Origin of the sequence: Nonomuraea deserti (assembly GCF_004348685.1) — a bacterium.
In the GTDB taxonomy this organism is placed as follows: Bacteria; Actinomycetota; Actinomycetes; order Streptosporangiales; family Streptosporangiaceae; genus Nonomuraea; species Nonomuraea deserti.
Map to the genome: position 1 here is coordinate 1 of NZ_SMKO01000122.1, position 21,485 is coordinate 21,485.

Sequence of the window (21,485 nt, forward strand, 5' to 3'; positions counted from 1 at the left end):
AATCCGGCCGCACCTCGGCGACCATCCGCACCGCTCGGCGGCGCAGCTCGGCGGGGTAGGGAGACTTACCAGGCATGGACTCGATCCTCTCAAGAGATCAAGTCTCCACCGAACCCGGGGCGATTCATCTTGTCGTTTCAGGGGTTTCTAAATCGGGTTCGTCCTGGTTTGGGGACTGTGGAGTCAGTGTCTGGGAAGGCCCGGGTGGTGTCAGGCCGCTGGCGGGGGACCGAAATCCGGTCGTTGGGCATGGCGAAGCCGACGGTGGGCTGGGTGCTGCGGCCAGGTGGCGGGTTTTGCGGCTTATGGGGCGGGTGGTGGTCTGCTCTGGCCTGCGGGTGGTGTGCCGTCGAAGGGCTCGACTCGAGTCTGCGGGGTGTCGGCGGGTGTGATCGGCTCGTTCTGGAGCTGGTGGGTGTGGCGCCACTGGTCGAGGAAGTGGTCGTTGGCGACCGTGACGAGCAATGCGACCAGGATGGTCTGGGCGACGCGGCCGTGGGCGAGCCGGTTCTTGGGGTCGCCGAGATCAAGATTGTGTCCCTTGATCCTGCCGTTGAGGCCCTCGGTGTTGGCGCGGACAGACTTGTAGGTCCCGATCCAGGCGGGACTCAGGTAGGCCAGGTCCTGGCGAAATTTGCCGAGGTGGCCGAGGTCGTCCTTGTTCAGGGTGATGGTGTGCTGGTGGCAGATCTTCGACAGTTCGCCGGTCTTGTGGTCGGGGGCAAGACGCGGGGTTTGGCCGCGGGGTGGGCGGCTCGCTGCCGAGCGTCGGTCAGGTCGACTGCGGTGGCTCGGCTCGGCCCGCGCTAATGGAGGCGGTCGAAGCGGGGGCAGGTGACCGCCGGGGAGGTGCCTGCTGCGTGGCATTGGAAGCGGATGGCGCCGTCTGCGTTCGCGCTCTGTTTGAGACGCAGCAAGTACGGCTCTCGCGCGGCGATCAAAAGATCTGGCCAGGTAGCCGCGGCCTTTGTTTCAGAGAACGGGGGTGGGCACGAGCGCGGTGACGAGGTCTTGCAGCAGGGTCCGCTTGTGGATGTGGTCGGGTTCGTCGTCGTGCCAGGCGGTGGCGAGCAGGTCGGCCCGGTGCTGGGGCAGGCGGGTGCGGCGGTCGTGGCGGCAGCGGGCGTAGCGGCTGGGGGCGGCATCAGGGACCTGTGCCGTCTGGCTGGTGCAAGGCCGGGGTCAGGTGGCTCGGGCGCAGGTCGTGCGCGGCGGCCAGGCGCGTGGCTTCGCCGTGCTCACAGGGCGCGGCCGCGCAGCAGCGCGACCGCGGTGGGCTCGTCCAGAGCTGGCGACGAAGTATGGGTAGCGGGCCAGCGCGGAGGCGCTCATCCCGGCCTCGTTAGCGGCCATCGCAGCCCGGCAATGCTGTTCGGCGCAGTCCAGATGGGCGTGGGACAGGCGCTGCCTCACGTCCGGAAACTGGCGTTTTCCAGCGTGTTCGTGGTGACGAGCAGCCTGAGGCTGCGCTTCTTCAAGTGATGACGGCCGCGGCCCCGTTCCTCTCTTAGGCGGGGGCCGCGGCCGTTCCGGTATCAGCTCAGGGTGAGCGGTGTGGCGGCGGCGATGTGGGTGAGCTTGGCGGGATTGCGGACGAAGTAGATGCCGGTGACGAAGCCGTCCTCGACACGGATCGCCACGACGCTGTCGATCTCGCCGTCGACGCGCAGGAGGAGCGCCGGATTGCCGTTGATGGTGGTGGGCTCGCCGGTGAGCGCGCCTTCCTTGTCGCTGAGGCCGGCGAGGAGGAGACGGCCTACCTTTGCCAGGCCCGTGACGGGTCGCAGCGCGGCGCTCCTGACGCCGCCGCCGTCGCTGATCAGGACGACGTCGGGGGCGAGCACGTCTAGCATGCCCTGCAGGTCGCCGGTCTCCACGGCGTGCTGGAACGATGCGAGGGCGGCCTGGGCCTGGCGCGAGGAGATCACTTTGCGAGGGCGGCGGGCGTCGACGTGTTTGCGGGAGCGGTGGGCGATCTGGCGGACTGCGGCGGGGGTCTTGCCGACCGCTTCGGCGATCTCGTCGTAGCCGACGTCGAAAACCTCGCGCAGGACGAACACGGCTCGTTCGGTGGGCGAGAGGGTCTCCAGGATGAGCATCATGGCCATGGACATGCTCTCGGCGAGCTCGGCGTTCTCGGCGACGTCCGGCGCGGTGAGCAGCGGCTCGGGCAGCCAGGGGCCAACGTAGGCCTCTTTGCGGCGCCGCAGGGCCCGCAGCCGGTCGAGCGCCCGCCGGGTCGTGACGCGCACGAGGAACGCGCGCTGGTCGCGGACCTGTGCCATTTCGACCTCGACCCAGTGCAGCCAGGTCTCCTGCAGGACGTCCTCGGCGTCAGCCGCCGAGCCGAGGATCTCGTAGGCAACGGTGAACAGCAGGTTGCGGTGGGTGATGAAGGCCTCGGTCGCCGGGTCAGCGGCGTGGTCTTGCATCTTCGAATCCTTCCATGGTGCTTGGGCCGCCTGCGCTCCAGGAGCTACGACACGTGCGCGGACCGGCTCGCGCACGTGGCTTGGACACGCTGCTGCCGGGTGTCGTCCTTGGCCTTCAGGACGCGTGCGCCGGGCTTGTGCGCCTCGGCGGAGAGCTGCTTGACAGTGTGGGAGACAACGAACTCCTTCAATCGCGCGCCCGGGCGGCCGCCGACGTAGAACCGGATGGCGGTGTCATCCTTGCGCGCGAACTGGAAGATGCCGGCGCCGCGGCCGAGGCTGACGCACAGCCCGGCGAAGGCGACGCTGATGGGTTCGGGCCGTCCGCCCTCGATCCGGCGAAGCACGGCGTCGGCGGCGTGCGGGCCGAGCTGGACGGCGGATTGGCAGCCCATCCGGTAAGCGAGGCCCGAGGGCGAGGCCGCGTCCCCGGCGGCGACGATGCGGTCGTCGTCGATGCTGGTCAGGGTCTCGTCGGTGAGGAGGCGGCCCACCTCGTCGGTGCTGAGGCCGCTGCGGGCGGCCAGGTCGGGAACGCCGAAGCCGGCGGTCCAGATGGTCAGGTGGCCGCGTACCTCGCGGCCGTCGGCGAGGTGCACGGCGTCGGCCGTCACGGACGCTGCATTGGTGCCGGGGCCTTCGAGAACGGTCACGCCGAGGGCCGCCAGCCGCTTGGCGACGAAGCGGCGGCCGTTCGGGTGGAGGTAGGGGCCGAGCTGTCCTCCACACACGAGGGTGACGGTACGGCCCGCCTCGGCGAGCTCGGCCGCGGTCTCGATGCCGGTGGCGCCGCCGCCGACGACCGTCAGCGCCGCGGTGGCGGGCGCGGCGGTCACGGCTTGGCGCAGCCGCTCGGCCTCCTCCAGGGTTGCGATCGGGTAGGCGAACCTGTCCGCGCCGGGCACCTCCGGTGCGCCGCTGCGGCTGCCCACCGCGTAGATCAGGTGGTCGTACCCGGCCGTGCCGCCGCTGGCCAGCGAGACGGTGCGCGCCTCCCGGTCGATCCCGGTCGCGGCGTCGACCACGAGCTTGACGCGTTCGCTCAGGACGTCCTTGTAATCGACGACCGCGTCGTCGGACCCCACCACCAGTTGGTGCAGGCGGATCCGCTCGACGAAGGCCGGGCGCGGGTTGACGAGGGTCACGGCCACGTCGTCGCGGCGGGTCAGGCGGTTGGCCGCGAGGACTCCGGCGTATCCACCGCCGATCACGATGACTTTCGTCCGGCCGCCGGTGCGCTTCGTCATGGTCTCTGCTCCGTTCGTTCGGGGTTCGCACACAAGTCGCCGGACGAAGAAAGCTTGTGACAAGGTGTGGCTCGGATCACATCCGACGGTGGGTGAGGGCGCGTCGGACAGGTGGACGTGACCGTGGACGCAGGAGGGAGGCGTTGGAGAGGCCGGTGGCGAAGTAGTGGGCGTCCAGGGACGACCTCGACCTCGCTGGCGGCTGAGCGGCGCAGGAGGCGGTCGGACGGATGTTTCTCCAGGAGCGCAGCCATGTAGGCCAGGAGCTCCCGAGCGCTCTTGTTGCATTCTCAGTCTGGCGCTTGGATCGGGGAGGGTGCTCTTCTGCGGTGCGTCTCAAGCGGCGGGTTCCGGCGTCTCGCCCGTTTCCGCCGCGGGCCGCCGCCCGGTGGCTAATTCCAGGCGCCGGGCACCTGGTAGGGCACCTTGCCTTCGAGTTGCTTCTGGTCGAGCACCTCGCCCTTCAGGGGCAGCGCAACGGTGGCCTGCCGGCCCCACGCCGAGTAGCGGGTGTCCGCCTCGACGCGGAGCACGGAACCCTTCCAGTGGCGCAGGACGCCTATGGCGGTGACTCGCTCCACCAGTCCGGCACTGCTCAGGTGGAGGGTGTAGGAGATGGTGCTGACGGGCTTGCTGGTGGAGTAGCCGCGGAAGTGCGAGGCGAAGGAACGGGATACCTCGACCAGCTTGTCGGCCTTGATCGTGCCCTTCACCACCCCACCCCGCCCGGATGTGCGGTGGGCCAGCAGCGCCTTCAGCGTGGTGGTCTCCAAGACATCCAGGAGCGGATTACTGGCCGGTAGATCGGTAAACATGTAGCGCACCCAGTTGGTGCCCTGGGGCAGCACGTCAGCGAAGCGGGGGCCTGACACATAGTCGTCGTGTCCTGACGAGATCACCCTCAGGGGCAGCTCTTCAAGGGCGGCGTCCTCTGCCATGTCGAATTCCTTCAGGCCGCTCATCACCGTCTTGCTGTACTGCAGGCTCTGGGACGTATCAGAGGCGATCTCGCCTTCCGGCCCGAACCCGACCATGCCGTCCATGTCCAAGGTGTAGGAGATGCCCCGGCCGCTATCGACCTTTGCGGTGGACACGATGTTCACGCTCTTGCCGGGGGTCAATGTGGCTCGAAGCGCTTTCACCGGATCGGTTCTGGGCGCTGCCTGCGCCGGGGCGGCGAGGAACTGTGTCAGGCCCGCGGCCAGAATGGCACCCACGACGATCCGCTTCATCACGATTCCCTGGAAATAGGCCCGGAGGAACGCAACAATCTTGTGCATACGAGATCAACTGTCAAACCGGACCGCAATCGTGACCGACGAACGGAACGCCGCGCACCTCCGATCGCCCATGGCGGCCGGTTTCGATTTCTTCTCTGTGATGCGAATCTCCGCGTGCCCACCGCGCCCCCAAGCCAGTTGTCACGGCTGGACTGAAGGTGACGAAAACCCGGATGATCAAAGAGGCCCGGGTCCGGTACGTCGCGGAGAGCCGCGGGTTTGTGCGGAGTGACTACGCCGGATGGGAGCAAAGCGGTGCGAACCCGACGAGGTGCCCGGATTGTGCTGCTGGATCAGGACGATCGGATTCTGCTGATCCGGCACAGGGACGACGGCGCCATCGTCGTTCCAGGGTTTCCGGTCCGGGAGTTGTTCTGGGTGCCACCAGGTGGAGGGCTGAAGGAGGACGAGGACTTCGTGCAGGCCGCTCGCAGGGAACTGCTGGAGGAGACCGGTCTGACAGAGGTCGAGTGGGGGCCGTGCCTGTGGACTCTCGATGCGGACGTGCGGTGGAGCGGCGAACCCGTGCACATGCACGAACGGTACTTCCTTGCGCTGATGCGGGGCACGCCGGCCATCACCCGCGCCTACCTGGAGCCGGGCGAGCAGCAGGCGATCATTGACCATCGATGGTGGTCCTTGGCTGAGCTGGTCGCGGCCGAGACCACGGAGACTCTGCGGCCTGTGGGACTTCCGGAGCTGCTGGCCGATGTGCTGGCCTTAGGGGGCGTCCGTCAGGCGGGCCGCGTGCCCTTCGTACGTAGGAGTCCGCGGCCCGGCCTGGCGGCTTCCCGGCCTGTCTCGGGTAGGGCGGCGGGAAGGCGGCGCAGGGCGCGTGCCGCTACGGCGTGATCGCGCCGGCGGCCGGGGTCGCCTGCTTCAGCAGTCGCCATCCCAAGGGCGCCAGGGCCGGCCACATGCACAGCACCGCGAACGGCATGAGGGCCTGGCGGCCGGGTCCGTCCAGCACTTCGTAGGTGACGAACAGGACCAGGGTGGCCAGGACGAGTGCCAGGGTCGTCGTGCTGATTCGTTTCAGGACGGCCAACTGGATGATGAGGGCCAGGAATCCCAGGTAGACGAGCTGGGTGCCGAATCCGTACAGGATCGCCTCGGCTGCCGGGATGCTGCGGATCTGCTGGTCCAGGACCTCCCGCTGCGCATGGTTGTCGGCGATTCGTTTCCAGATCACGGGCCTGACCCTAGCCATACAGAATTTTTCCTGCAAGTTTTCCTCTGCAGCAATTTTTCTGCACAATGGCCCCGAGTACGGCTAGGCTGGTCGAATGTCCACCGAACCGGTCATGCACACCCCGGCGGCGATGAAGGCACTCGCCAGCCCGCTGCGGCGAGAGATCCTCAGGCACCTCGCCCATCACGGACCGGCCACCTCCACCACGCTGGCCAGAGCCATGGGCCAGAACACCGGGACCACCAGCTACCACCTGCGGATGTTGTCCGACACCGGTTTCGTGACCGAGCTGCGCGAGCGCGCCAAAGGGCGGGAACGCTGGTGGGACGTCGTCAAAGCCGACCGGCGGACGCCTCCCCGCGAAGAGCTGACCGACGCCGGACAAGACCTCGCCGAGCAACTCGGCGACTCCAAACTCGCCGAGGACCTACGGCTGCTGTCAGCCTTCACCCACAAGCGGGACGAGGACGGTGACTGGCAGCAGAGCTCCCGAGCCGCCACATTCATGACCAAGGCGCAGCTCAAGGAGTTCCATGAGGAATATCTCAAACTGGTGCACCGCTTCAGCGCCGACCGCGACAACGCGCCCGCCGACGCCCGGATGATCCTGCTGCGCTGGATCGGTTTCCCCGACCCCCGCGGCTCCTGATCCGGTTCGCGCGTGAGCTCTCCGGCAAGGAACGACCCCTCGCCGTCCTCGGGCCAAGGACCGGACCGGTCATGTGCCGGGCAGGTCCCGGGCGGGCGTGGCACTGTGGCGCTGGTAGTGGCGTGCCGCCCGCGCCCGGTTGCCGCATGACGGCTTGCACCACTCCTGCCGCCCGTGGCTCTTGACGAAGTAGCGTACGCAGCTCGGCGCGTTGCAGGCCCGCAACTGCTCGCGTCGCGGGCCGCTCAGGAAGTCGATGGCGGCCCGGGCCAGGGCCGCGACCAGCCGGACGTTCGCGTCGGATTCATCCGACAACACTCCCACCCGAGGTGGCGCGTCCGCGGGCCAGTCGAGTTGCGGGACGATGGCTTCACGGGCGGCCGCCGCGTTGAGGTGAGCCAGCGCCTGCTCGACCGGCATCAGCCGGTGGGCGTCGGCCCGGCTCGGCGGCGCGGGGCTGACCGCTTGCGCGAAAAGCGCCCGCACGGCCCGGCGCAGCTCGACGATCTCGCCGGCGAGCTTCTCGTCCACCGTGAGCGCTGCGACGTCGACGTGGCCGGCCAGCAGCTCGCCCTGCTGGTGGATCCAGCGGGCCGTGCTCTGCAGCGTGGCCAGGTCGTCGGCGACACCGCCGGTGCCGTCATGGCGGATCGTGCTCGCCAGTTCCAGGGCCGGCCAGCGCTCCACTCCCACCCCTCCGGGTTGCCTGTCTCCTCTTTGCACCTTACCGTCCTAACGGTAAATCGGATTTAACCATTAGACGTGAAGGGGCGCCACGATGACGTTGTTGCTGGCTCAGATCAGCGACCTGCACCTCGACGGCACCGACAGAGCGCTCCGGCGCGCCACCCGGATCATGAGCTACCTGCGGACCCTTCCCCGCCCGGTCGACGCCGTGCTGGTCACCGGCGACATCGCCGATCACGGGGAGGAGGCCGAGTACGAGCAGGCCGCCCAGATCCTGGCCGCCCCCTTCCCCGTGCTCACCTGCCCCGGCAACCACGACGCCCGCCCGGCCTACCGCAAGGCGCTGCTGCGGCAGCCGCCCGGCGCCGGCCCAGTCAACGAGGTGCACCACATCGGCGACACCGCCATCCTGATGTGCGACTCCACCATCCCCGGCCGCAACGAGGGCCGCCTCGACTCCGAAACCCTGGCCTGGATGCACGCCACCCTCGACGGCCTCGCCGCGGGCACGCCCGCGCTGATCGCCTTCCACCAGCCGCCCGCCGAACTCCATCACCCGTTGCCCGACTCCCAGCGGCTGGAGGGGACCGGCGACCTGGCCGCCCTGCTCGACGCCCACCCGCAGGTGGTGGCCGTGCTCACCGGCCACGCTCACACCGCGGCCGCGTCCACCTTCGCGGGCCGCCCCCTGATCGTCGCACCGGCCGTCACCTGGACCCTGCGCCTGCCGTGGGAGGGCGACGAGCCCGCCGACCGCGAGCAACCGCCCGGCCTGGCCTTCCACATCCTGGACGACGACCGCCGCCTGACCACCCATTACCGCGTCGTGCTCGAGGCGTGATCCACCCGTACGCGGCCGCCGCGTTCCTCCTGGCGATCCTGCCCATCATCGCCACCCCGGGCGCCAGCCTGACCCTGCTGATCCAGCACGTCACGGCCGGCGGTCGCCGCCAGGCTCTGCCCGTCATCCTCGGTACGGTCAGCGGCCTGTACGCCCACGCGACCCTGGCCATCGCCGGCCTGTCGGCGCTGGTCATGCACTCCAGCCAGGCCTTCACCGCCGTCAAGCTCCTCGGCGCGGCCTACCTCGTCTGCCTGGGCCTGTGGACCTGGCGCTCCACCACCCTGCCTGCGGCTCCCGCGCCGACGGATCAGCCGCGACGGACCGGCTCCGTCTACACCCAGGCCCTGCTCGCCAACGTGCTCAACCCCAAGGCGGCCTCGATCTGCCTGACCCTGGTCCCGCAGTTCATCCAGCCCGGCCGCCATTTCGGCGGGCAGATCCTCACCTTGGCCACCGCCCACGCCCTGCTGATCGTGGTGTGGTTGCTGACCTGGACGGCCCTCCTCCATCGGGGGGCGCGCATCTTGCACAGGGCCCGCTTCAAACGTGCGGTCGGCAAGGTGACGGCGGTGGTGCTCGTCGTCCTCGGCCTCCGGGCCGCCACGACGTAGGCGACGTCTCCGGCAAGGAGGCGGCGGGCACCGCGGTCCAGACGGGTCAGACGCGGCGTGCGATCGTGACGATCGAGCGGCCGGCCTCTGAGACGGGTTCGTGACGCCAGCCGCCGTAGTGCGCCTCGACTTCGAAGCCGGCCTCGTTCAGCAACGTCCCGAGCGCCGGCACGTCCAGGAAGCGCAGGCTCGCGCGATCGACCCGCAGGACGGTGCCGTCAGGGGTGCTGGTCGTCTCGGTGAGCGTCACCACGTCGCCGAGCACCGACTCGACGCGGTGCGAGACGCGAAGCGTACGGCCGGTTCCGTCCACGACCTCGGTGGCGTTCGACGGGTTCCACTCCTCCCACTCGCGCACCCGCGGGTTGCGCGTGTCGAACACGAACCGGCCGCCGTCGCGAAGCGCCCCGCGGATCGCGGCCAGCGAGGTGGCCAGGTCATCATCGCCGACCAGGCACTGGAAGGCGTTGCCGGCCATGGTCGCCAGGTCGAACTCGCGATCCCAGGCCGCGTCCGCCGCGACACCGGCGACCCACTCCACATCCGTACGTCGCCGAGCCCGATCGAGCGCAGCCAGATCCGGGTCGAGCCCGGCGAGCCGCCCGCGATGACCGAGCTCCCGCGCCTGGCGCAGCATGCTGCCGGTGCCGCACCCGACGTCCAGCACGGCGTGCGCGTCCATCACCATCTCGTGGAAGAACGCGTCACCGGGATAGCGCGTGGGGTCCCACGGATTGAGCAGGTCGTACAGGGCGGCGGCCTCGACATCGGTGATCATCCAGGCAGTATCGGGCCGTTCACGGCCGCGGACAACCGGCCCGCAAGTGGAGTTTCTCGCGGAGGAATCCGAAGGCGGCACCCGCCTGGGCCCTCGCGACGCTCGACCCGGAGATCGTCGAGTGGCGGTGCGGGGTCGGGAACACGGCGTCGAGACGGCTAGCCGCTTCGTACCCATGGGATGCGCCGGGCCGGGCCGGGGCGCGTGCGGCCTGCGGTGAGGGCGATCGCGGCGGCGGCGGCGCACAGGATCGCGGTCCACGCCAGGGTGGCCTCGGTCGAGGTGTGATCGGCGACCACGCCGGCGATCCACGGCCCGGCGGTCTGACCTGCGGCGAACACCGTGGTGAAGGCCGCCAGCGTGGCGGTCCAGTCGGCGGACGGGACGTTGCCCCTGATGAGGGCGGTGATCGCGGCGGGGACGCCCATGAAGGTCGCCCCGTAGACGATCGCGGAGGCGAGGATGACCGGTGGCGTGGGTGCCGCCAGCGCCAGCGCGGCGCCGCCGCCCAGGAGCGCGAGCAGGGTGGCCAGCGCCCGGGTGCCGGGCCATCGGGCGGTGGGACGGTTCCACAGTGCGGGCGCCGCGATGACGGCCAGGCCGAGCGCCGTCCAGGTGAGCACCACCTGCCCGAGCGGGGCGCGCTGGTCGGCGAGGTAGGCGGACAGGAACGTGATGTAGGTGATGTATCCGGCGGCGAACAGCAGATAGGCCAGGGCGGGGCCCCACAGCGGGCGTACGCGGGCCCGTCCGGCCGTGGCGGGTTGCGCGTCCTCGTCCGTACGCGCCGCGCTCCAGCTCGCCACGGTCGCCAGCGCGGCAGCGGCGGCCAGGCCGACCCAGCCCAGGCGCCAGTGCTCTCCCAGAGCGGGGACGCCCACGCCGCTGACGACGATGCCCAGCCCGGTGCCGGCGAAGTACACGGTGATGGGCGTCCCCGAGGCCGCGCGGGCGGCGACGCGTGAGGCGATCACGCCGCCGGTGACGAACACCACCGCCCCCGCCACTCCGGCCGCGGCCCGCGCGGCCAGCAACGCCAGGTAGGCGTCGCTCACCACGGTGGCGGCGAGTGACACGGCCGTGAGCGCCATGCCGATGCGGAAGGCGGCGGCGGTGCCCCAGCGGCGCACGACCGCGGCGGTCAGCAGCGCGCCGAGGAGGTAGCCGAGCCCGTTGGCGGTGCTCATCGCCCCCGCCTCGGACAGCGTCCAGCGCAGGTCCTCCCGCATGGCGGGCAGGAGCAGGCCGTAGGCGAAGCGCGCGAGACCGAGGGCCGACGCGGTGCCGAGCGCCAGCCGGCCCGCCTGCCATGCCGCACCGGACCCCGCCTTCAGCGCCGTCCGCGTCATCGGTCGCGTCTCTCGGCGGCGGCATCGTCGCGGTGCGTCGCGTCCTGGGCGTTCGGGGCTTGCGGGGAGGCGAAGTGGGCGGGCATGTCACCCCATAGATCGAACCGATCGGTACGAACCTGATGCTAGCAGGCAGTACGAACCGGCCGGTACGATCTATGGCATGCCCGTTCCCAAAGGCTCGACGATCGACCCGGAGCGCACCCGGGCGGCCATCCTCGAGAAGGCCACCGAGGTGCTGTACGAACGCGGGCTGGACGGCATCGGCGTCGCCGAGCTGTGCGCTCGCGTCGGAGCCTCCAAAGAGACGCTCTACCGGCACTTCGGCACCAAGGACGGCCTCGTGGAGGCCATGCTGCGGGAGCGCAGCGAGCGGGTGGCGAACCGGCTGGCCGAGGCCGCCGCCGCCGCGGGAGACGACCCCGGCGACCAGCTCGCCGCGGTGTTCGACGCCCTCCAGCGGCGCTACGACGAGCCGGCCTTCCGTGGTTGCCCGATGCTGAACGCGGCCGCCCAGCACCACGTCGAAGCCGTACGCGCTATCGCCGCCCGCCACCTGGACCGATACCTCGAGCTCCTGACCGGCATCGCCGCCCTTGCCGGAGTCGCCGATCCCCCCGCCCTGGGGCGGCAGCTGCTCATGCTGGTCCAGGGGGCGACCGTCGTCGCCGCGCATCACGACCGGGCGGGCGCGGGCGCGACAGCCAGGGAGGCGGCGCTCACCCTGCTGTCCGCCGCCGCTCGCCAGGACTGAGGCCTTCCGGCGTGACAAATCGCCATATCCGGATAGCCGTGCATATTTCTTTATGGGGAGCCCAAACGGTTTTTGGACAGTGATTCTCCGACCCATGCCCAGCGGCACCGTCGACGCCATGAAGCGGATGTTAATGTCCGCAACGCAAACGGTCCGCCTGCAGCTGGAGGGGAAATCTCATGGCTCGACCGAACGTCCGAATATCGGCATTTCTGGCGGCGATGGGCGCCGCCCTGCCGGTGGTGGCCCAGGTGCCGGCTCACGCCTCCGCCCTGCCGGTCTTCAGCAGTTGCCAGGACGTCCGCCGGACAAATCCGATCGCCCGGGACGGCACGTATCTGCTCATCAACAACGGAAACGTGTTCACGGCGTACTGCCACAACATGGCCACCACGCCCCGCGAATACATCACGCTCGCCAGGACGGGCCAGGACGCCAATTTCTCGCAGTACACCGCCGGCGGCGCCTCGCCCGGCACGAACGTCAGGACCACCTTCACCCGGCTGCGCGTCGACCCCCGCACCTTGACCGTGGACGTCGGCGACCTGACCTTCGCGTCGTCCACCGGTTCGCTGCGGCACGGCTCGACGACCGTGACGAGCATGCCCTACGGCACCGCGATGGCGTGCAACGGGCGGGCCGACGGCCGGGGCAACATCGACCTGCGTGACACGCCGTTCCGGGTGAACGACACCTTCGTCACGGGCGGCAACGGCTCCAGCGGATCGGCGAGCGTGAGCGCGCGCAACCAGGTGGTCAACCTGCTCGGCGGCGGCTACTGCGGCTGGATCACGTCCGCTCCGGCGATGTACAACCCCTTCAACCCGAGGCCGGGCACGCCCCACATCGAGCTGAGGTGCGCGCGGAACGGCATGATCTTCTCGGGCGACCAGATCTGCGTCCGCCTGAACAACGGCGCCCCGGTCACCACGCAGGTGCGGCAGCCGGGCAACCAGGGCCGGGTCATCGTGCAGTACGGCGACAGGGCGGTGGCGGTGCTGGGCCCCGACGGGCAGGTCCGCTCCCTGCGTTGAGACACCCTTGCTCGACGTACGAGTGCGGCAGGCCCGGTTCCCGGTCGGGGAGCCGGGCCTCCTGCCGTACGCGGAACGTACGGGGCTCGCCCCCGCTACCTGCCCAGACCGGCCTCGTAGGCGAGCAGCCCGGCCTGGGTGCGGTTGGTGCACCGCGTCTTCGCGAGGATGCGGGAGATGTGCCCTTTGACGGTGGTCTCGCTCAGGAACAGCGTGGTGGCGATCCCCGCGTTGGACATCCCCCGGGAGAGGCAGACCAGCACCTCGCGTTCCCGTTCGGTCAGGTCGTCCAGGCAGGCGAGCCTGCGGTCACGGGCCGCCAGCCGGCTCGTGGTGGTGGCGAGCAGGCTCGTGGCGGCGGTACGCGACATCACGGTGTGGCCCTCGGCGGCGACGCGGACCAGGCCGATCAGATCCTGTGGCGACGTCGACTTCAGCAGGAAGCCCGACGCGCCCGCGTGGAGTGCGCGCAGCACGTACTGGTCGGCGTCGAACGTGGTGAGCACGACCACGTGCGGCGGCCTGGCCAGCCCGGCGATCCGGCCGATGGCGGTGATCCCGTCGACGCCCGGCATCCGCAGATCCATCAGCACGAGGTCGGGACGATGGCGGACGACCTCTTCCACCCCGGCCGCCCCGTCGTACGCCTCGCCGACCACCTCGATGTCACCGGCCGAGCCGAGGATGGTACGCAGATGCGCGCACACCATGGGCTCGTCGTCCACCACCACGACCCTGACCGTGTCGCTCACGTGCTCGCCGCCACCTGGGTGGGCAGGGTCGCCCGGAGCTCGAAGCCTCCGTCGCCGCGCGGCCTCGCCACCAGCGTGCCGTTGACCAGCTCGACCCGCTGCCGCAGGCCCAGCAGCCCGGTGCCCGGCCCTGGACCGGCCAGTGCCGGGTCGGCCGGACGGGTGGGCGCGGTGTTGCGCACGGTCAGCCGTACGACCTCGCGGTCGTAGTGCGCCTCGACGCGGGCGGACGCGCCCGGGGCATGTTTGCGCACGTTGGTCAGCGCCTCCTGGACGATCCGGTGGGCGGTACGGCCGACGACAGGGGAGAGCGGCGACCGGTCGCCGCGTTCGGCGAGCTCGACGGGGACGCCCACGGACTCCGACTCGGCGATCAGCGTGCCGAGGTCGGGCAGGACGGGCTGAGGCATGGTGGCGTGCCCGGCGTCGCTGTCGGCGTCGCTGTCGGCGGCGCGCAGGATCCCCACGAGGTCGCGCAGTTCGGCCAGGGCCTGGCAGCCGGTCGTGCGCAACGCCTCCGCGGCCTCCTCGGTGCGATCGTCGGTGGCGGACACCTGCAGCGCGCCCGCCTGGAGGACCATCAGGCTCACCCGGTGGGTCACCACGTCGTGGATCTCGGCCGCCAGCCGCACGCGTTCCTCGCCACGGGCCTGCTCGGCCATCAGGTGCCGTTCGCGTTCGGCTCGTTCGGCCCGTTCGCGCAGGGACGCGAGCAGTTGCCGGCGGGCGGCCACGTACAGGCCCAGCAGCGCGGCGGCGAAGGTGATCAACGAGGTGCGCAGGCCGATCTCGACCCACGCCTCCCACGGCCTGAAGATGAGCGCGGTCAGGACGACCAGCGCCGCCACCGGGATCATCGCCGTGCGGCGGTCGGCCGCGAACACCATCGCGGCGTAGGCGGCGAACGGCGCCGCCGGCGGCCACCAGAGCAGGTCAGGGTTCCCGGGGATGCCGCCGGGAAGGAACGGGAGCGCCGCGGTGGCGCCGACCACCAACCACGTCACCGCCACCGGCGCCCGCCGGCGTAACACCGGCACCAGCGCGGCGGCGAGCAGCACGGGGGCGGTCAATCCGCCGTGCCGCAGCTGCTCCCCTGTCAGGGTCAGGCAGATCGCCACCGGCAGCGCGTCGGCGGCCACCACGCGGATCAGCCGGGCACGCACACGACCACCTTAGGCGGCGGCCTGCTCGCGCGGGCCCTACGAAAGTACGGTTTCCCGCACGGAGGACGCTACCGTCGCAGCTCCCGTCGCACCGCACTCCCGCGGTCGAATCGGAGCATGTCCCCATCAACGACACGGGCCCTGCTGGCCTGCGGGGCCGTCGCCCCGCTCGCCTCGCTGCTGACCTTCCATCTCGACATGGTGTTCCGCACCGGGTACGACCCCCTGCGCCATGCGCCGAGCCTGATGATGACCGGTGAGCGAGGCTGGATGCAGATCGCCAATTTCGTGGTCACCGGAGCGCTGATGATCGCGTGCGCCGTGGGGGTGCGGCGTGCGCTGCCCGCCGGTCGCGCCTCCCGATGGGGGCCACCGCTGGTGGCGATCTACGGGACGGCCATGATCGCCACGGGGGTGTTCGTCACCGACCCGCAGATGGGCTACCCGCCGGGAACGCCGCCCGGCCTCCTGCCCGGCGTCAACGCCGGTTCGAGCTGGCACGGAAACCTGCACTGGGTGGCGGTGTTCGTCATGTACGCGGCGGCGACGCTCGCCTGCTTCGCCTTCGCCAGGCGCTTCGCCGCCGAGCCCGGCGGGCGGGTGTGGGCGGCCCTCCTCGTCGGCACCGGCGTCCTGACGCCCGTGATCATGTACGGCGGCAGCCTCGTCCTCCAGCCGCTGTCCCTGTCCGGCGAGTGGTACGCGGCGCTCGACGGGATCGCGAGCCGCCTGATCATCCCGCTCGGCTGGATCTGGGCGGCGCTGGTGTCGTACCGCCTGCTCAGGACACGTGCCGCCGCGGAGGTGAACGCGTGATCGAGGTCCGCCGGCTCACCAAGGTGTACGGCGCGGGACGCGCTGTCGACCGGCTCACGTTCACCGTAAAATCGGGCGTCGTCACGGGATTTCTCGGGCCGAACGGGGCCGGCAAGACGACCACGCTCCGCATGGTCATGGGGCTGGACCGGCCGACGGAGGGGACGGCGACCGTGGCCGGGCGCCGCTACGCCGACCTGGCCGATCCGCTGCGCACGGTCGGCGCGTTGCTCGACGCCCGCGCCGTACATCCTCGAAGGACCGCCCGCGACCATCTGCGCTGCCTGGCGGCGAGCGGTGGCATCGCCGACCGCCGCGTCGACGACGTGCTCGGGCTGGTCGGACTGGATCAGGCGGCGCGCAGGCGGGCGGGGGAGTTCTCGCTCGGCATGAGCCAGCGGCTGGGGATCGCGGCGGCGCTCCTGGGCGACCCCGAGGTGCTGGTTCTCGACGAGCCGGTGAACGGCCTGGATCCCGAAGGCATCTGGTGGATCCGCGGGTTCATGCGGAGCCTGGCCGCGGAAGGGCGCACCGTACTCGTCTCCAGCCACCTGATGAGCGAGATGTCCGTGACCGCGGACCACCTGATCGTGATCGGACGTGGCCGGCTCCTGGCGGACGCGGGCGTGGCAGAGCTCACCGGCCCGCAGTCGGTGCTCGTGCGCGCCGCGCGGCCGGCGGAGCTGGCCGGGCTCCTGTCGGCCGAGGGCGCTTCGGTGAGCAGGTCGGGGAAGGCGCTGACCGTCACCGGCATGGGCAGCGCCGCCATCGGAGCGCTCGCCGCGGTCCGCGGCCTGGCCCTCATCGAGCTGACCCCTCAACGGACCACCTTGGAGGAGGCGTACATGGGTCTCACCGGCGACAGCGTCGAGTTCGGCGGGGGAGGGGCGTCATGAGGGCCGCCCTGCGGGGGGAGTGGCGCAAGCTGCGCACCTTGCGATCCACCACCTACAGCCTGGTCGTCCTGGCGGTGCTCAGCGTGGGGTTCGGGGCGCTGTTCAGCGGCGGCGCCGCGGGGAGCCACCGGGAACGGCCCGCGGAGTTCGACCCCGCCGCCCTCAGCCTCCAGGGCGGAGCGATGTTCGGCCAGATCGTCATCGGCGTCCTGGGAGTGTTGTCGATCACGTCCGAGTACGCCGCCGGCACCATCACGGCCGGCCTGGCCGCGGTGCCCCGGCGCGGGCGGCTGTTCGCGGCCAAGGCCGCCGTCGTCGGCGTGGTCGCCGCCGTGGCGGGGTTGTCGGCCGCGCTCGCCTCCTTCCTCATCGGCCAGTGGGTGTTCGCGGCCGGAGGGGTGCCGTACGCGGGTCTCGGGGACGCAGGGGTGGCGCGGGCCGTTCTCGGAGCCGGGCTCTATCTCGCGCTGATCGGGCTGCTAGGGCTGGCGCTGGGCTTCCTGACCAGGTCAACGGCGGCGGGCGTCACGCTGCTCACCTCGATGACCGTGCTCGTCCTGGCCGTCCTGCAGCTCCTGCCGCAGTGGGCCGCCGGCTTCTGGCCGACCGTCGCCGGCATGCAGGTCGTCACGACTCTGCCCGGCTCGTCGCCATGGCCGGGCTTTCTGCTGTTCACCGTATTCGTCGCCGCGCTCACGGCCGCCGCCCTCTGGACGTTCCAGCGCAGGGACGCGTGAGTCGCGGTCGCGCGTCCCGGCCTTCTGCGTGACGGGAGGTGCGGTCCGTGCCGGCGGCGCGTGAGATAATAAGGGGTACGGAGCCCTCTCCGCCTCGGACCCGGTCCAGGCGAGAGGGTTTTTTCATGCCCGCGGTGACTTCCCGCCGGCGCCTTCCCTCACGCGATCAAGGAGTGATCCCATGGACCTCGGCCTGACATGCCCGCGTTTCACCTGGCCCGGTGGCGACGCCGCCATCGCCGCCAGGTTCGCCGCCGCGGCCCGGGGCGCCGACCAGGCGGGGCTGCGCAGCTTCTGGGTGATGGACCACCTCTTCCAGATCCCCAACTTCGGGGCCGTGGAGGATCCGATGCTGGAGGCGTACGGCGCGCTGTCCTACGCCGCCGCCCTCACCGGCCGGGTGAGCCTGGGCGCGCTCGTGACCGGAGCCGTCTACCGCGAACCCGGCCTGCTGGTGAAGCAGGTCAGCACGCTCGACGCGCTCTCCGGCGGCCGGGCGGTCCTCGGCATCGGCGCCGGCTGGTACGAGCCTGAGGCCCGCGGGCTCGGCCTGCGTTTCCCGCCGCTGGCGGAGCGGTTCGAGCGGCTTGAGGAGACGCTCCAGATCGCCCGGCAGATGTGGAGCGACACGGACCGACCGTACGAGGGCCGCCACTATCGCCTGGAACGTACGCTCAACGCGCCCCAGGCGAACCCGCCCATCCTCATCGGCGGCAGCGGGGAGAAGAAGACCCTCCGGCTCGTCGCCGAGTACGCCGGCATGTGCAACTTCCTGTACGGCGCGGACGTACGGCACAAGCTCGGCGTGTTGCGCGCCCACTGCGAGCGGCTGGGCCGGCCCTACGAGGAGATCGAGAAGACCCTCCACATGCGCGTCCCCGACGGCCAGAGCGTCGAGGAGAGCGTCCAGCGCTGCGGTGAGCTCGCCGGGCTGGGCATCGACCACGTCATCGTGGCGGTGCCGGACGCGGCGGACGATCGATGGCTGGCGTACCTGGCCGAGCTGGCCGGGCGGATCGCCGGCATCACCCCGCCCGGCCGCTGAGCACGCGGACGGCCGGGCTGCGGCGCTCTTCGTCGCGTCGCACCAACCCGAGTCCTCTTCTTAGGTGGCTGACGACAAGATTTACTCACTTATGGAGTGTTGGGTTGGTTTCATGGTCGATCTCATTCTTCGTGGCGGAACGGTGTACGACGGTCTTGGATCACCGGCTTTTGTGGGTGATGTCGCCGTTTCGGATGGGCGGGTCGTCGCCGCGGACCGGCGGACCCGCGCGCGGCGGGAGATCGACGTCGCGGGGCTGGCCGTGGCGCCCGGGTTCGTGGACGCGCACGCGCACTCGGACCTGGTGCCGCTGATGGCCGAGCCGCAGCCGTTCAAGCTGCTCCAGGGTGTCACCACCGAGATCAACGGCAACTGCGGTTTCTCCTACGCGCCCGACGCCTCCGCGCTGGAGGAGCTGACGGGCGAGAGCGTGCCCGACTGGACGTTCGCCGAGTATCTGGAGGCCGTCGCGGCGGCCGGACCGACCAACCACGTGGCGACCCTCGTCGGCCACTCGACACTGCGCGGGGCCGTGGCCGGATTCGCCGAGACGCTGCGCGAGGGTGACCTGGACCGGATGTGCGACCTGGCCGCCGCGGCCCTCGCCGCGGGCGCGTGCGGGCTGTCCAGCGGGCTGATCTACCCGCCGGGCAGTTACGCCGGCATCGACGAGCTGGTGGCGCTGGCCGAGGTCGCGCACGGGTACGGGGTGCCGTACACGACCCACATGCGTGACGAGGGCGCCGGGCTGGCCGCCGCGCTGGACGAGGCCGTCGCAATCGCCCGGCGGGCACGCGTACGGCTGCAGGTGTCGCACTGCAAGGTCGCCGGCCGCCGCAACCACGGCCAGGCCGGGATGTTGCTCGGCAAGCTGCGCGCGGCCCGCGCCGCCGGGGTGGACGCGCGCGGCGACCAGTACCCCTACCTGGCGGGCGCGACCATGCTCGCCGCGCTGCTGCCGCCGTCGGCGCTGGCCGGCGGGCGGGTGCGGGACGTGCTCGCGGCGCAGCCGGGCGGGCCCGGCTGCGCGGCGTGGCCGAGTCCGGCGGGACGGGCGCGGGGCTGTGGCAGGACAGCACCCCGGAAGGCGTGCTGATCACCGCGCACGCCGAGCCGTCGTTGGCGGGCCGCACGCTGGCCGACGTCACCGCCGACCCGGCGGCGCGGGCCCTAATGGCGGTGGTGGAAGAGGATTCGTGGGAGGTCGCGTGCGCGCTGATCGCCGCCGACCCCGCCGCCACGATGGTGGTCTCCATGATGGCCGAGGACGACATGACCGAGATCATGGCCGATCCGCTCATCGGCCTCGGCTCCGACAACGGGGCGCCCGTCGGCCTGGAACACCCCCGCACGTGGGGCTGCTTCCCCCGTTTCCTCGGTACGTACGTGCGGGAGCGCGCGGTGGTCTCCTGGGAGGAGGCGGTGCGCAAGATGACCTCGGCCACGGCCGACCAGTTCGCCCTGCGCGGCCGGGGCTGGCTCGGCCCCGGCGCCTGGGCCGACATCTGCGTCTTCGACCCCGGCGCCGTCGGCCACTCCGGCACCTACACCGCCCCCTCCGCCCGCCCGTCCGGCATGGTCCACGTGCTGCTGGAGGGGCATGTCGTGGTGGAGTCGGGGGAGTTCACGGGCGAGCGCGGAGGCCGTGTCCTGCGCCCTTGACCCCGGCGGAGGCGGGATTAGCAGCGGGGCGCCACCGCGTCGATGCGGCCGCCGAAGTCGTTGTCGTAGACCCTGCGGTAGTCGCCGTTCCTGACGACGCGCGTCTCCTTCCTGGTGGGCACCTGGATCCAGTTGATGAAGCAGCCGGCGGCGTGGGCCCGGAACGATCCGACGTTGTCGTGCAGGGCCGGCGGCACGTCGACGTAGCCGTTGCCCGGGTGCCAGCACCAGGACGCGCCCGTGTAGTCCCTGCCGCTCCACAGGCAGATGTCACCCGCCCTGGACGATCCCGGCGCGGCCGCGGCCGGAGCGGCGCCGGCCACCAGGACGAGGCCGATGGCGGCGATGGCGGTGGCGGTGAGGGTGGCGATCCGCGCGCGGGTAATCTTCATGCAGTCCTCCTCGTGTCGGTGCTGCCGCGGGCTGCTGCCTGGCGGCTCCGTCACATTCTGTAGCAGTGCGGACACGGATCGCGTCCGCCTGGTGGATACAAGATCCGGGACCTGGGGCGGGGGAGAACTGACGTACTCGTGACAACGGCGCCGCCGGTGGTGTCCTCAGGGCGGGGTGAGGTCGCCGGTGAGGTGGTGCTGCACGACCGGGGCCACGTACGCGACCGCGGCCTGCCGGTCCAGGACGGCCAGCGGCTCGACGCGCAGGACGTAGCGCGCGGTCGCGACGCCGAACAGGTAGGCGCCGGTGAGAGTGGCGCGGAGCTCGGCCTGGTCGGCTCCGATGGCGCGGGCCAGCGGCAACATCACCGCGTCCGTCATGAACGCCGTCACCATCGCCGAGGCGCTGGGGGCCGCGGCGGCGGCCCTGATCACGGCGAGCATCCGGGGGCCGGTGTGCGGGTCCTCCCACAGCTCCAGGTAGCGGGCGGCGAGCCGGGCGCCGAGGTCGGACGGGTCGCCCTCGCCGGCGAGCGAGACCAGCGAGCGGACGGGCGGGTCGTCGCGGAGCGCGGCGTCGAAGAGGCCGTCCTTGCTGCCGAAGAACTGCAGGACGAGCGCCGGATCGACGCCCGCGGCGCGGGCGACGCCCCTGATCGTGGTGAGGACGTAGCCGTGTTCGGCGAAGCTCTGCTGCGCGGCGGCCAGGATGTCGACCCGTGTCCGCGTCGCGCCCGGCCGGCGTCCTCCTGGCCTTGTGGTCACTCGTTCAAGCATAGTCATCGATGTTGAATTTCTCGGACACTCCGGCTAGGTTGAACTCAACACTGTAGATATATGGGGGAAAGATCATGGAGTACCTGCTCGTCCGTCAGCGGTTCACCGACTACGACCAGTGGCGCGTGGCGTTCGACAGCCTGGCGGAGGTCCGGGCGGCGGCCGGCATGCGCACGGCGCTCGTCAGCGTCAACGCCGACCAGCCCGACGAGGCCGTCGTGCTGTTCGAGTGCGAGGACGCGCAGGCCATGCAGCGGCACTACGCGTCGGAGGCGCTCAAGGATGCGCACCGGCGGGCCGGCGTGGTGCCCGGGAGCAACCACTCCACGGTGCTGCTCGCCCGGTGAGCGGACGCTCGGCCGGACGCCTCGCGCCGGGCTCCCGTACG

General features: G+C 71.0%; 25 protein-coding genes. 13 read left to right on the forward strand and 12 right to left on the reverse strand.

The genetic code is table 11. From position 1 onward, the window contains the following. Window positions 1-303: 303 nt before the first annotated feature. From E1292_RS32945 to E1292_RS32965, 4 genes are all read right to left on the reverse strand, one after another. Window positions 304-867 (reverse strand): hypothetical protein, encoded by a 564-nt coding sequence (locus tag E1292_RS32945; protein ID WP_132600139.1) that lies wholly within the window; start codon window positions 865-867, stop codon window positions 304-306. Window positions 868-1,535: 668 nt separating this feature from the next. Next, complete coding sequence (locus E1292_RS32955; protein WP_132600142.1) at window positions 1,536-2,432, reverse strand: RNA polymerase sigma-70 factor; 897 nt, start codon at window positions 2,430-2,432, stop codon at window positions 1,536-1,538. 44 nt (window positions 2,433-2,476) lie between these two features. Then, on the reverse strand, window positions 2,477-3,679 hold the full coding sequence (locus E1292_RS32960) for an NAD(P)/FAD-dependent oxidoreductase (protein ID WP_132600145.1): 1,203 nt from the start codon (window positions 3,677-3,679) through the stop codon (window positions 2,477-2,479). A 392-nt stretch (window positions 3,680-4,071) separates the two neighbouring features. Beyond that, entirely contained in the window at window positions 4,072-4,959 is an 888-nt protein-coding gene (locus E1292_RS32965; protein WP_132600148.1) for a hypothetical protein, read from the reverse strand. A gap of 255 nt (window positions 4,960-5,214) precedes the next feature. Here E1292_RS32965 and E1292_RS32970 point away from each other — a divergent pair, with 255 nt between their 5' ends. Further along, complete coding sequence (locus tag E1292_RS32970; RefSeq protein ID WP_281284079.1) at window positions 5,215-5,811, forward strand: NUDIX hydrolase; 597 nt, start codon at window positions 5,215-5,217, stop codon at window positions 5,809-5,811. On the opposite strand, the gene E1292_RS32975 is transcribed toward E1292_RS32970, so the two are convergent. Then, a complete protein-coding gene (locus tag E1292_RS32975; RefSeq protein WP_132600154.1) occupies window positions 5,801-6,151 on the reverse strand; it encodes a hypothetical protein in 351 nt (116 codons plus the stop codon). The two genes, E1292_RS32970 and E1292_RS32975, sit on opposite strands and share 11 nt — an antisense overlap. Window positions 6,152-6,245: 94 nt before the next feature. On the opposite strand from E1292_RS32975, the gene E1292_RS32980 reads away from it, so the two are divergent. Beyond that, window positions 6,246-6,800, forward strand: a complete 555-nt coding sequence (locus E1292_RS32980; protein ID WP_220447172.1) for an ArsR/SmtB family transcription factor — start codon at window positions 6,246-6,248, stop codon at window positions 6,798-6,800. Between the two features lie 69 nt (window positions 6,801-6,869). On the opposite strand, the gene E1292_RS32985 is transcribed toward E1292_RS32980, so the two are convergent. Further along, entirely contained in the window at window positions 6,870-7,487 is a 618-nt protein-coding gene (locus E1292_RS32985) for a CGNR zinc finger domain-containing protein (RefSeq protein ID WP_132600157.1), read from the reverse strand. A 91-nt stretch (window positions 7,488-7,578) separates the two neighbouring features. On the opposite strand from E1292_RS32985, the gene E1292_RS32990 reads away from it, so the two are divergent. Further along, the gene (locus E1292_RS32990) at window positions 7,579-8,328 is read left to right on the forward strand and encodes a metallophosphoesterase (protein ID WP_132600160.1); all 750 of its coding nucleotides are present in this window, start codon (window positions 7,579-7,581) and stop codon (window positions 8,326-8,328) included. Beyond that, window positions 8,325-8,942, forward strand: coding sequence for a LysE family translocator (locus E1292_RS32995; protein ID WP_132600163.1), 618 nt, complete (start codon window positions 8,325-8,327; stop codon window positions 8,940-8,942). The genes E1292_RS32990 and E1292_RS32995 overlap by 4 nt, the downstream gene beginning before the upstream one ends. A 46-nt stretch (window positions 8,943-8,988) precedes the next feature. Here the strand turns inward: E1292_RS32995 and E1292_RS33000 are convergent, their stop codons facing one another. Both E1292_RS33000 and E1292_RS33005 read right to left on the reverse strand, forming a co-directional pair. Beyond that, window positions 8,989-9,720, reverse strand: a complete 732-nt coding sequence (locus tag E1292_RS33000) for a class I SAM-dependent methyltransferase (RefSeq protein ID WP_132600166.1) — start codon at window positions 9,718-9,720, stop codon at window positions 8,989-8,991. 158 nt (window positions 9,721-9,878) lie between these two features. Continuing rightward, window positions 9,879-11,069, reverse strand: a complete 1,191-nt coding sequence (locus E1292_RS33005; protein ID WP_132600169.1) for a YbfB/YjiJ family MFS transporter — start codon at window positions 11,067-11,069, stop codon at window positions 9,879-9,881. A 163-nt stretch (window positions 11,070-11,232) separates the two neighbouring features. On the opposite strand from E1292_RS33005, the gene E1292_RS33010 reads away from it, so the two are divergent. Further along, the gene (locus E1292_RS33010; RefSeq protein ID WP_132600172.1) at window positions 11,233-11,823 is read left to right on the forward strand and encodes a TetR/AcrR family transcriptional regulator; all 591 of its coding nucleotides are present in this window, start codon (window positions 11,233-11,235) and stop codon (window positions 11,821-11,823) included. A gap of 179 nt (window positions 11,824-12,002) precedes the next feature. Continuing rightward, window positions 12,003-12,857: a GON domain-containing protein gene (locus E1292_RS33015; RefSeq protein ID WP_220447173.1), complete on the forward strand. Its 855-nt coding sequence runs from the start codon at window positions 12,003-12,005 to the stop codon at window positions 12,855-12,857. Between the two features lie 95 nt (window positions 12,858-12,952). Here the strand turns inward: E1292_RS33015 and E1292_RS33020 are convergent, their stop codons facing one another. Beyond that, window positions 12,953-13,609 carry a response regulator transcription factor gene (locus tag E1292_RS33020; protein WP_132600175.1) on the reverse strand — a complete coding sequence of 219 codons (657 nt, stop codon included), beginning with the start codon at window positions 13,607-13,609 and terminating at the stop codon, window positions 12,953-12,955. Then, window positions 13,606-14,772: a sensor histidine kinase gene (locus E1292_RS33025; protein ID WP_220447174.1), complete on the reverse strand. Its 1,167-nt coding sequence runs from the start codon at window positions 14,770-14,772 to the stop codon at window positions 13,606-13,608. Before E1292_RS33025 ends, E1292_RS33020 begins: the two co-directional genes overlap by 4 nt. Window positions 14,773-14,889: 117 nt before the next feature. Here E1292_RS33025 and E1292_RS33030 point away from each other — a divergent pair, with 117 nt between their 5' ends. From E1292_RS33030 to E1292_RS52960, 6 genes are all read left to right on the forward strand, one after another. Beyond that, window positions 14,890-15,588, forward strand: coding sequence for a DUF998 domain-containing protein (locus E1292_RS33030; RefSeq protein ID WP_132600178.1), 699 nt, complete (start codon window positions 14,890-14,892; stop codon window positions 15,586-15,588). Continuing rightward, window positions 15,585-16,484, forward strand: coding sequence for an ATP-binding cassette domain-containing protein (locus tag E1292_RS33035; RefSeq protein ID WP_132600181.1), 900 nt, complete (start codon window positions 15,585-15,587; stop codon window positions 16,482-16,484). The genes E1292_RS33030 and E1292_RS33035 overlap by 4 nt, the downstream gene beginning before the upstream one ends. After that, a complete protein-coding gene (locus E1292_RS33040; RefSeq protein ID WP_132600184.1) occupies window positions 16,481-17,221 on the forward strand; it encodes an ABC transporter permease in 741 nt (246 codons plus the stop codon). Before E1292_RS33035 ends, E1292_RS33040 begins: the two co-directional genes overlap by 4 nt. Before the next feature lie 181 nt (window positions 17,222-17,402). Continuing rightward, complete coding sequence (locus tag E1292_RS33045; protein WP_132600187.1) at window positions 17,403-18,266, forward strand: TIGR03560 family F420-dependent LLM class oxidoreductase; 864 nt, start codon at window positions 17,403-17,405, stop codon at window positions 18,264-18,266. A gap of 172 nt (window positions 18,267-18,438) precedes the next feature. Then, on the forward strand, window positions 18,439-19,362 hold the full coding sequence (locus E1292_RS52955) for an amidohydrolase family protein (RefSeq protein ID WP_220447175.1): 924 nt from the start codon (window positions 18,439-18,441) through the stop codon (window positions 19,360-19,362). After that, on the forward strand, window positions 19,299-19,928 hold the full coding sequence (locus E1292_RS52960; protein WP_220447176.1) for an amidohydrolase family protein: 630 nt from the start codon (window positions 19,299-19,301) through the stop codon (window positions 19,926-19,928). Before E1292_RS52955 ends, E1292_RS52960 begins: the two co-directional genes overlap by 64 nt. A gap of 17 nt (window positions 19,929-19,945) precedes the next feature. Here the strand turns inward: E1292_RS52960 and E1292_RS33055 are convergent, their stop codons facing one another. Beyond that, window positions 19,946-20,320, reverse strand: coding sequence for a peptidase inhibitor family I36 protein (locus E1292_RS33055; protein WP_132600190.1), 375 nt, complete (start codon window positions 20,318-20,320; stop codon window positions 19,946-19,948). A gap of 165 nt (window positions 20,321-20,485) precedes the next feature. Next, the gene (locus E1292_RS33060) at window positions 20,486-21,085 is read right to left on the reverse strand and encodes a TetR/AcrR family transcriptional regulator (protein WP_165974863.1); all 600 of its coding nucleotides are present in this window, start codon (window positions 21,083-21,085) and stop codon (window positions 20,486-20,488) included. An 86-nt stretch (window positions 21,086-21,171) separates the two neighbouring features. On the opposite strand from E1292_RS33060, the gene E1292_RS33065 reads away from it, so the two are divergent. Continuing rightward, the gene (locus E1292_RS33065; RefSeq protein WP_132600196.1) at window positions 21,172-21,444 is read left to right on the forward strand and encodes an antibiotic biosynthesis monooxygenase; all 273 of its coding nucleotides are present in this window, start codon (window positions 21,172-21,174) and stop codon (window positions 21,442-21,444) included. The last annotated feature ends 41 nt before the right edge of the window (window positions 21,445-21,485 follow it).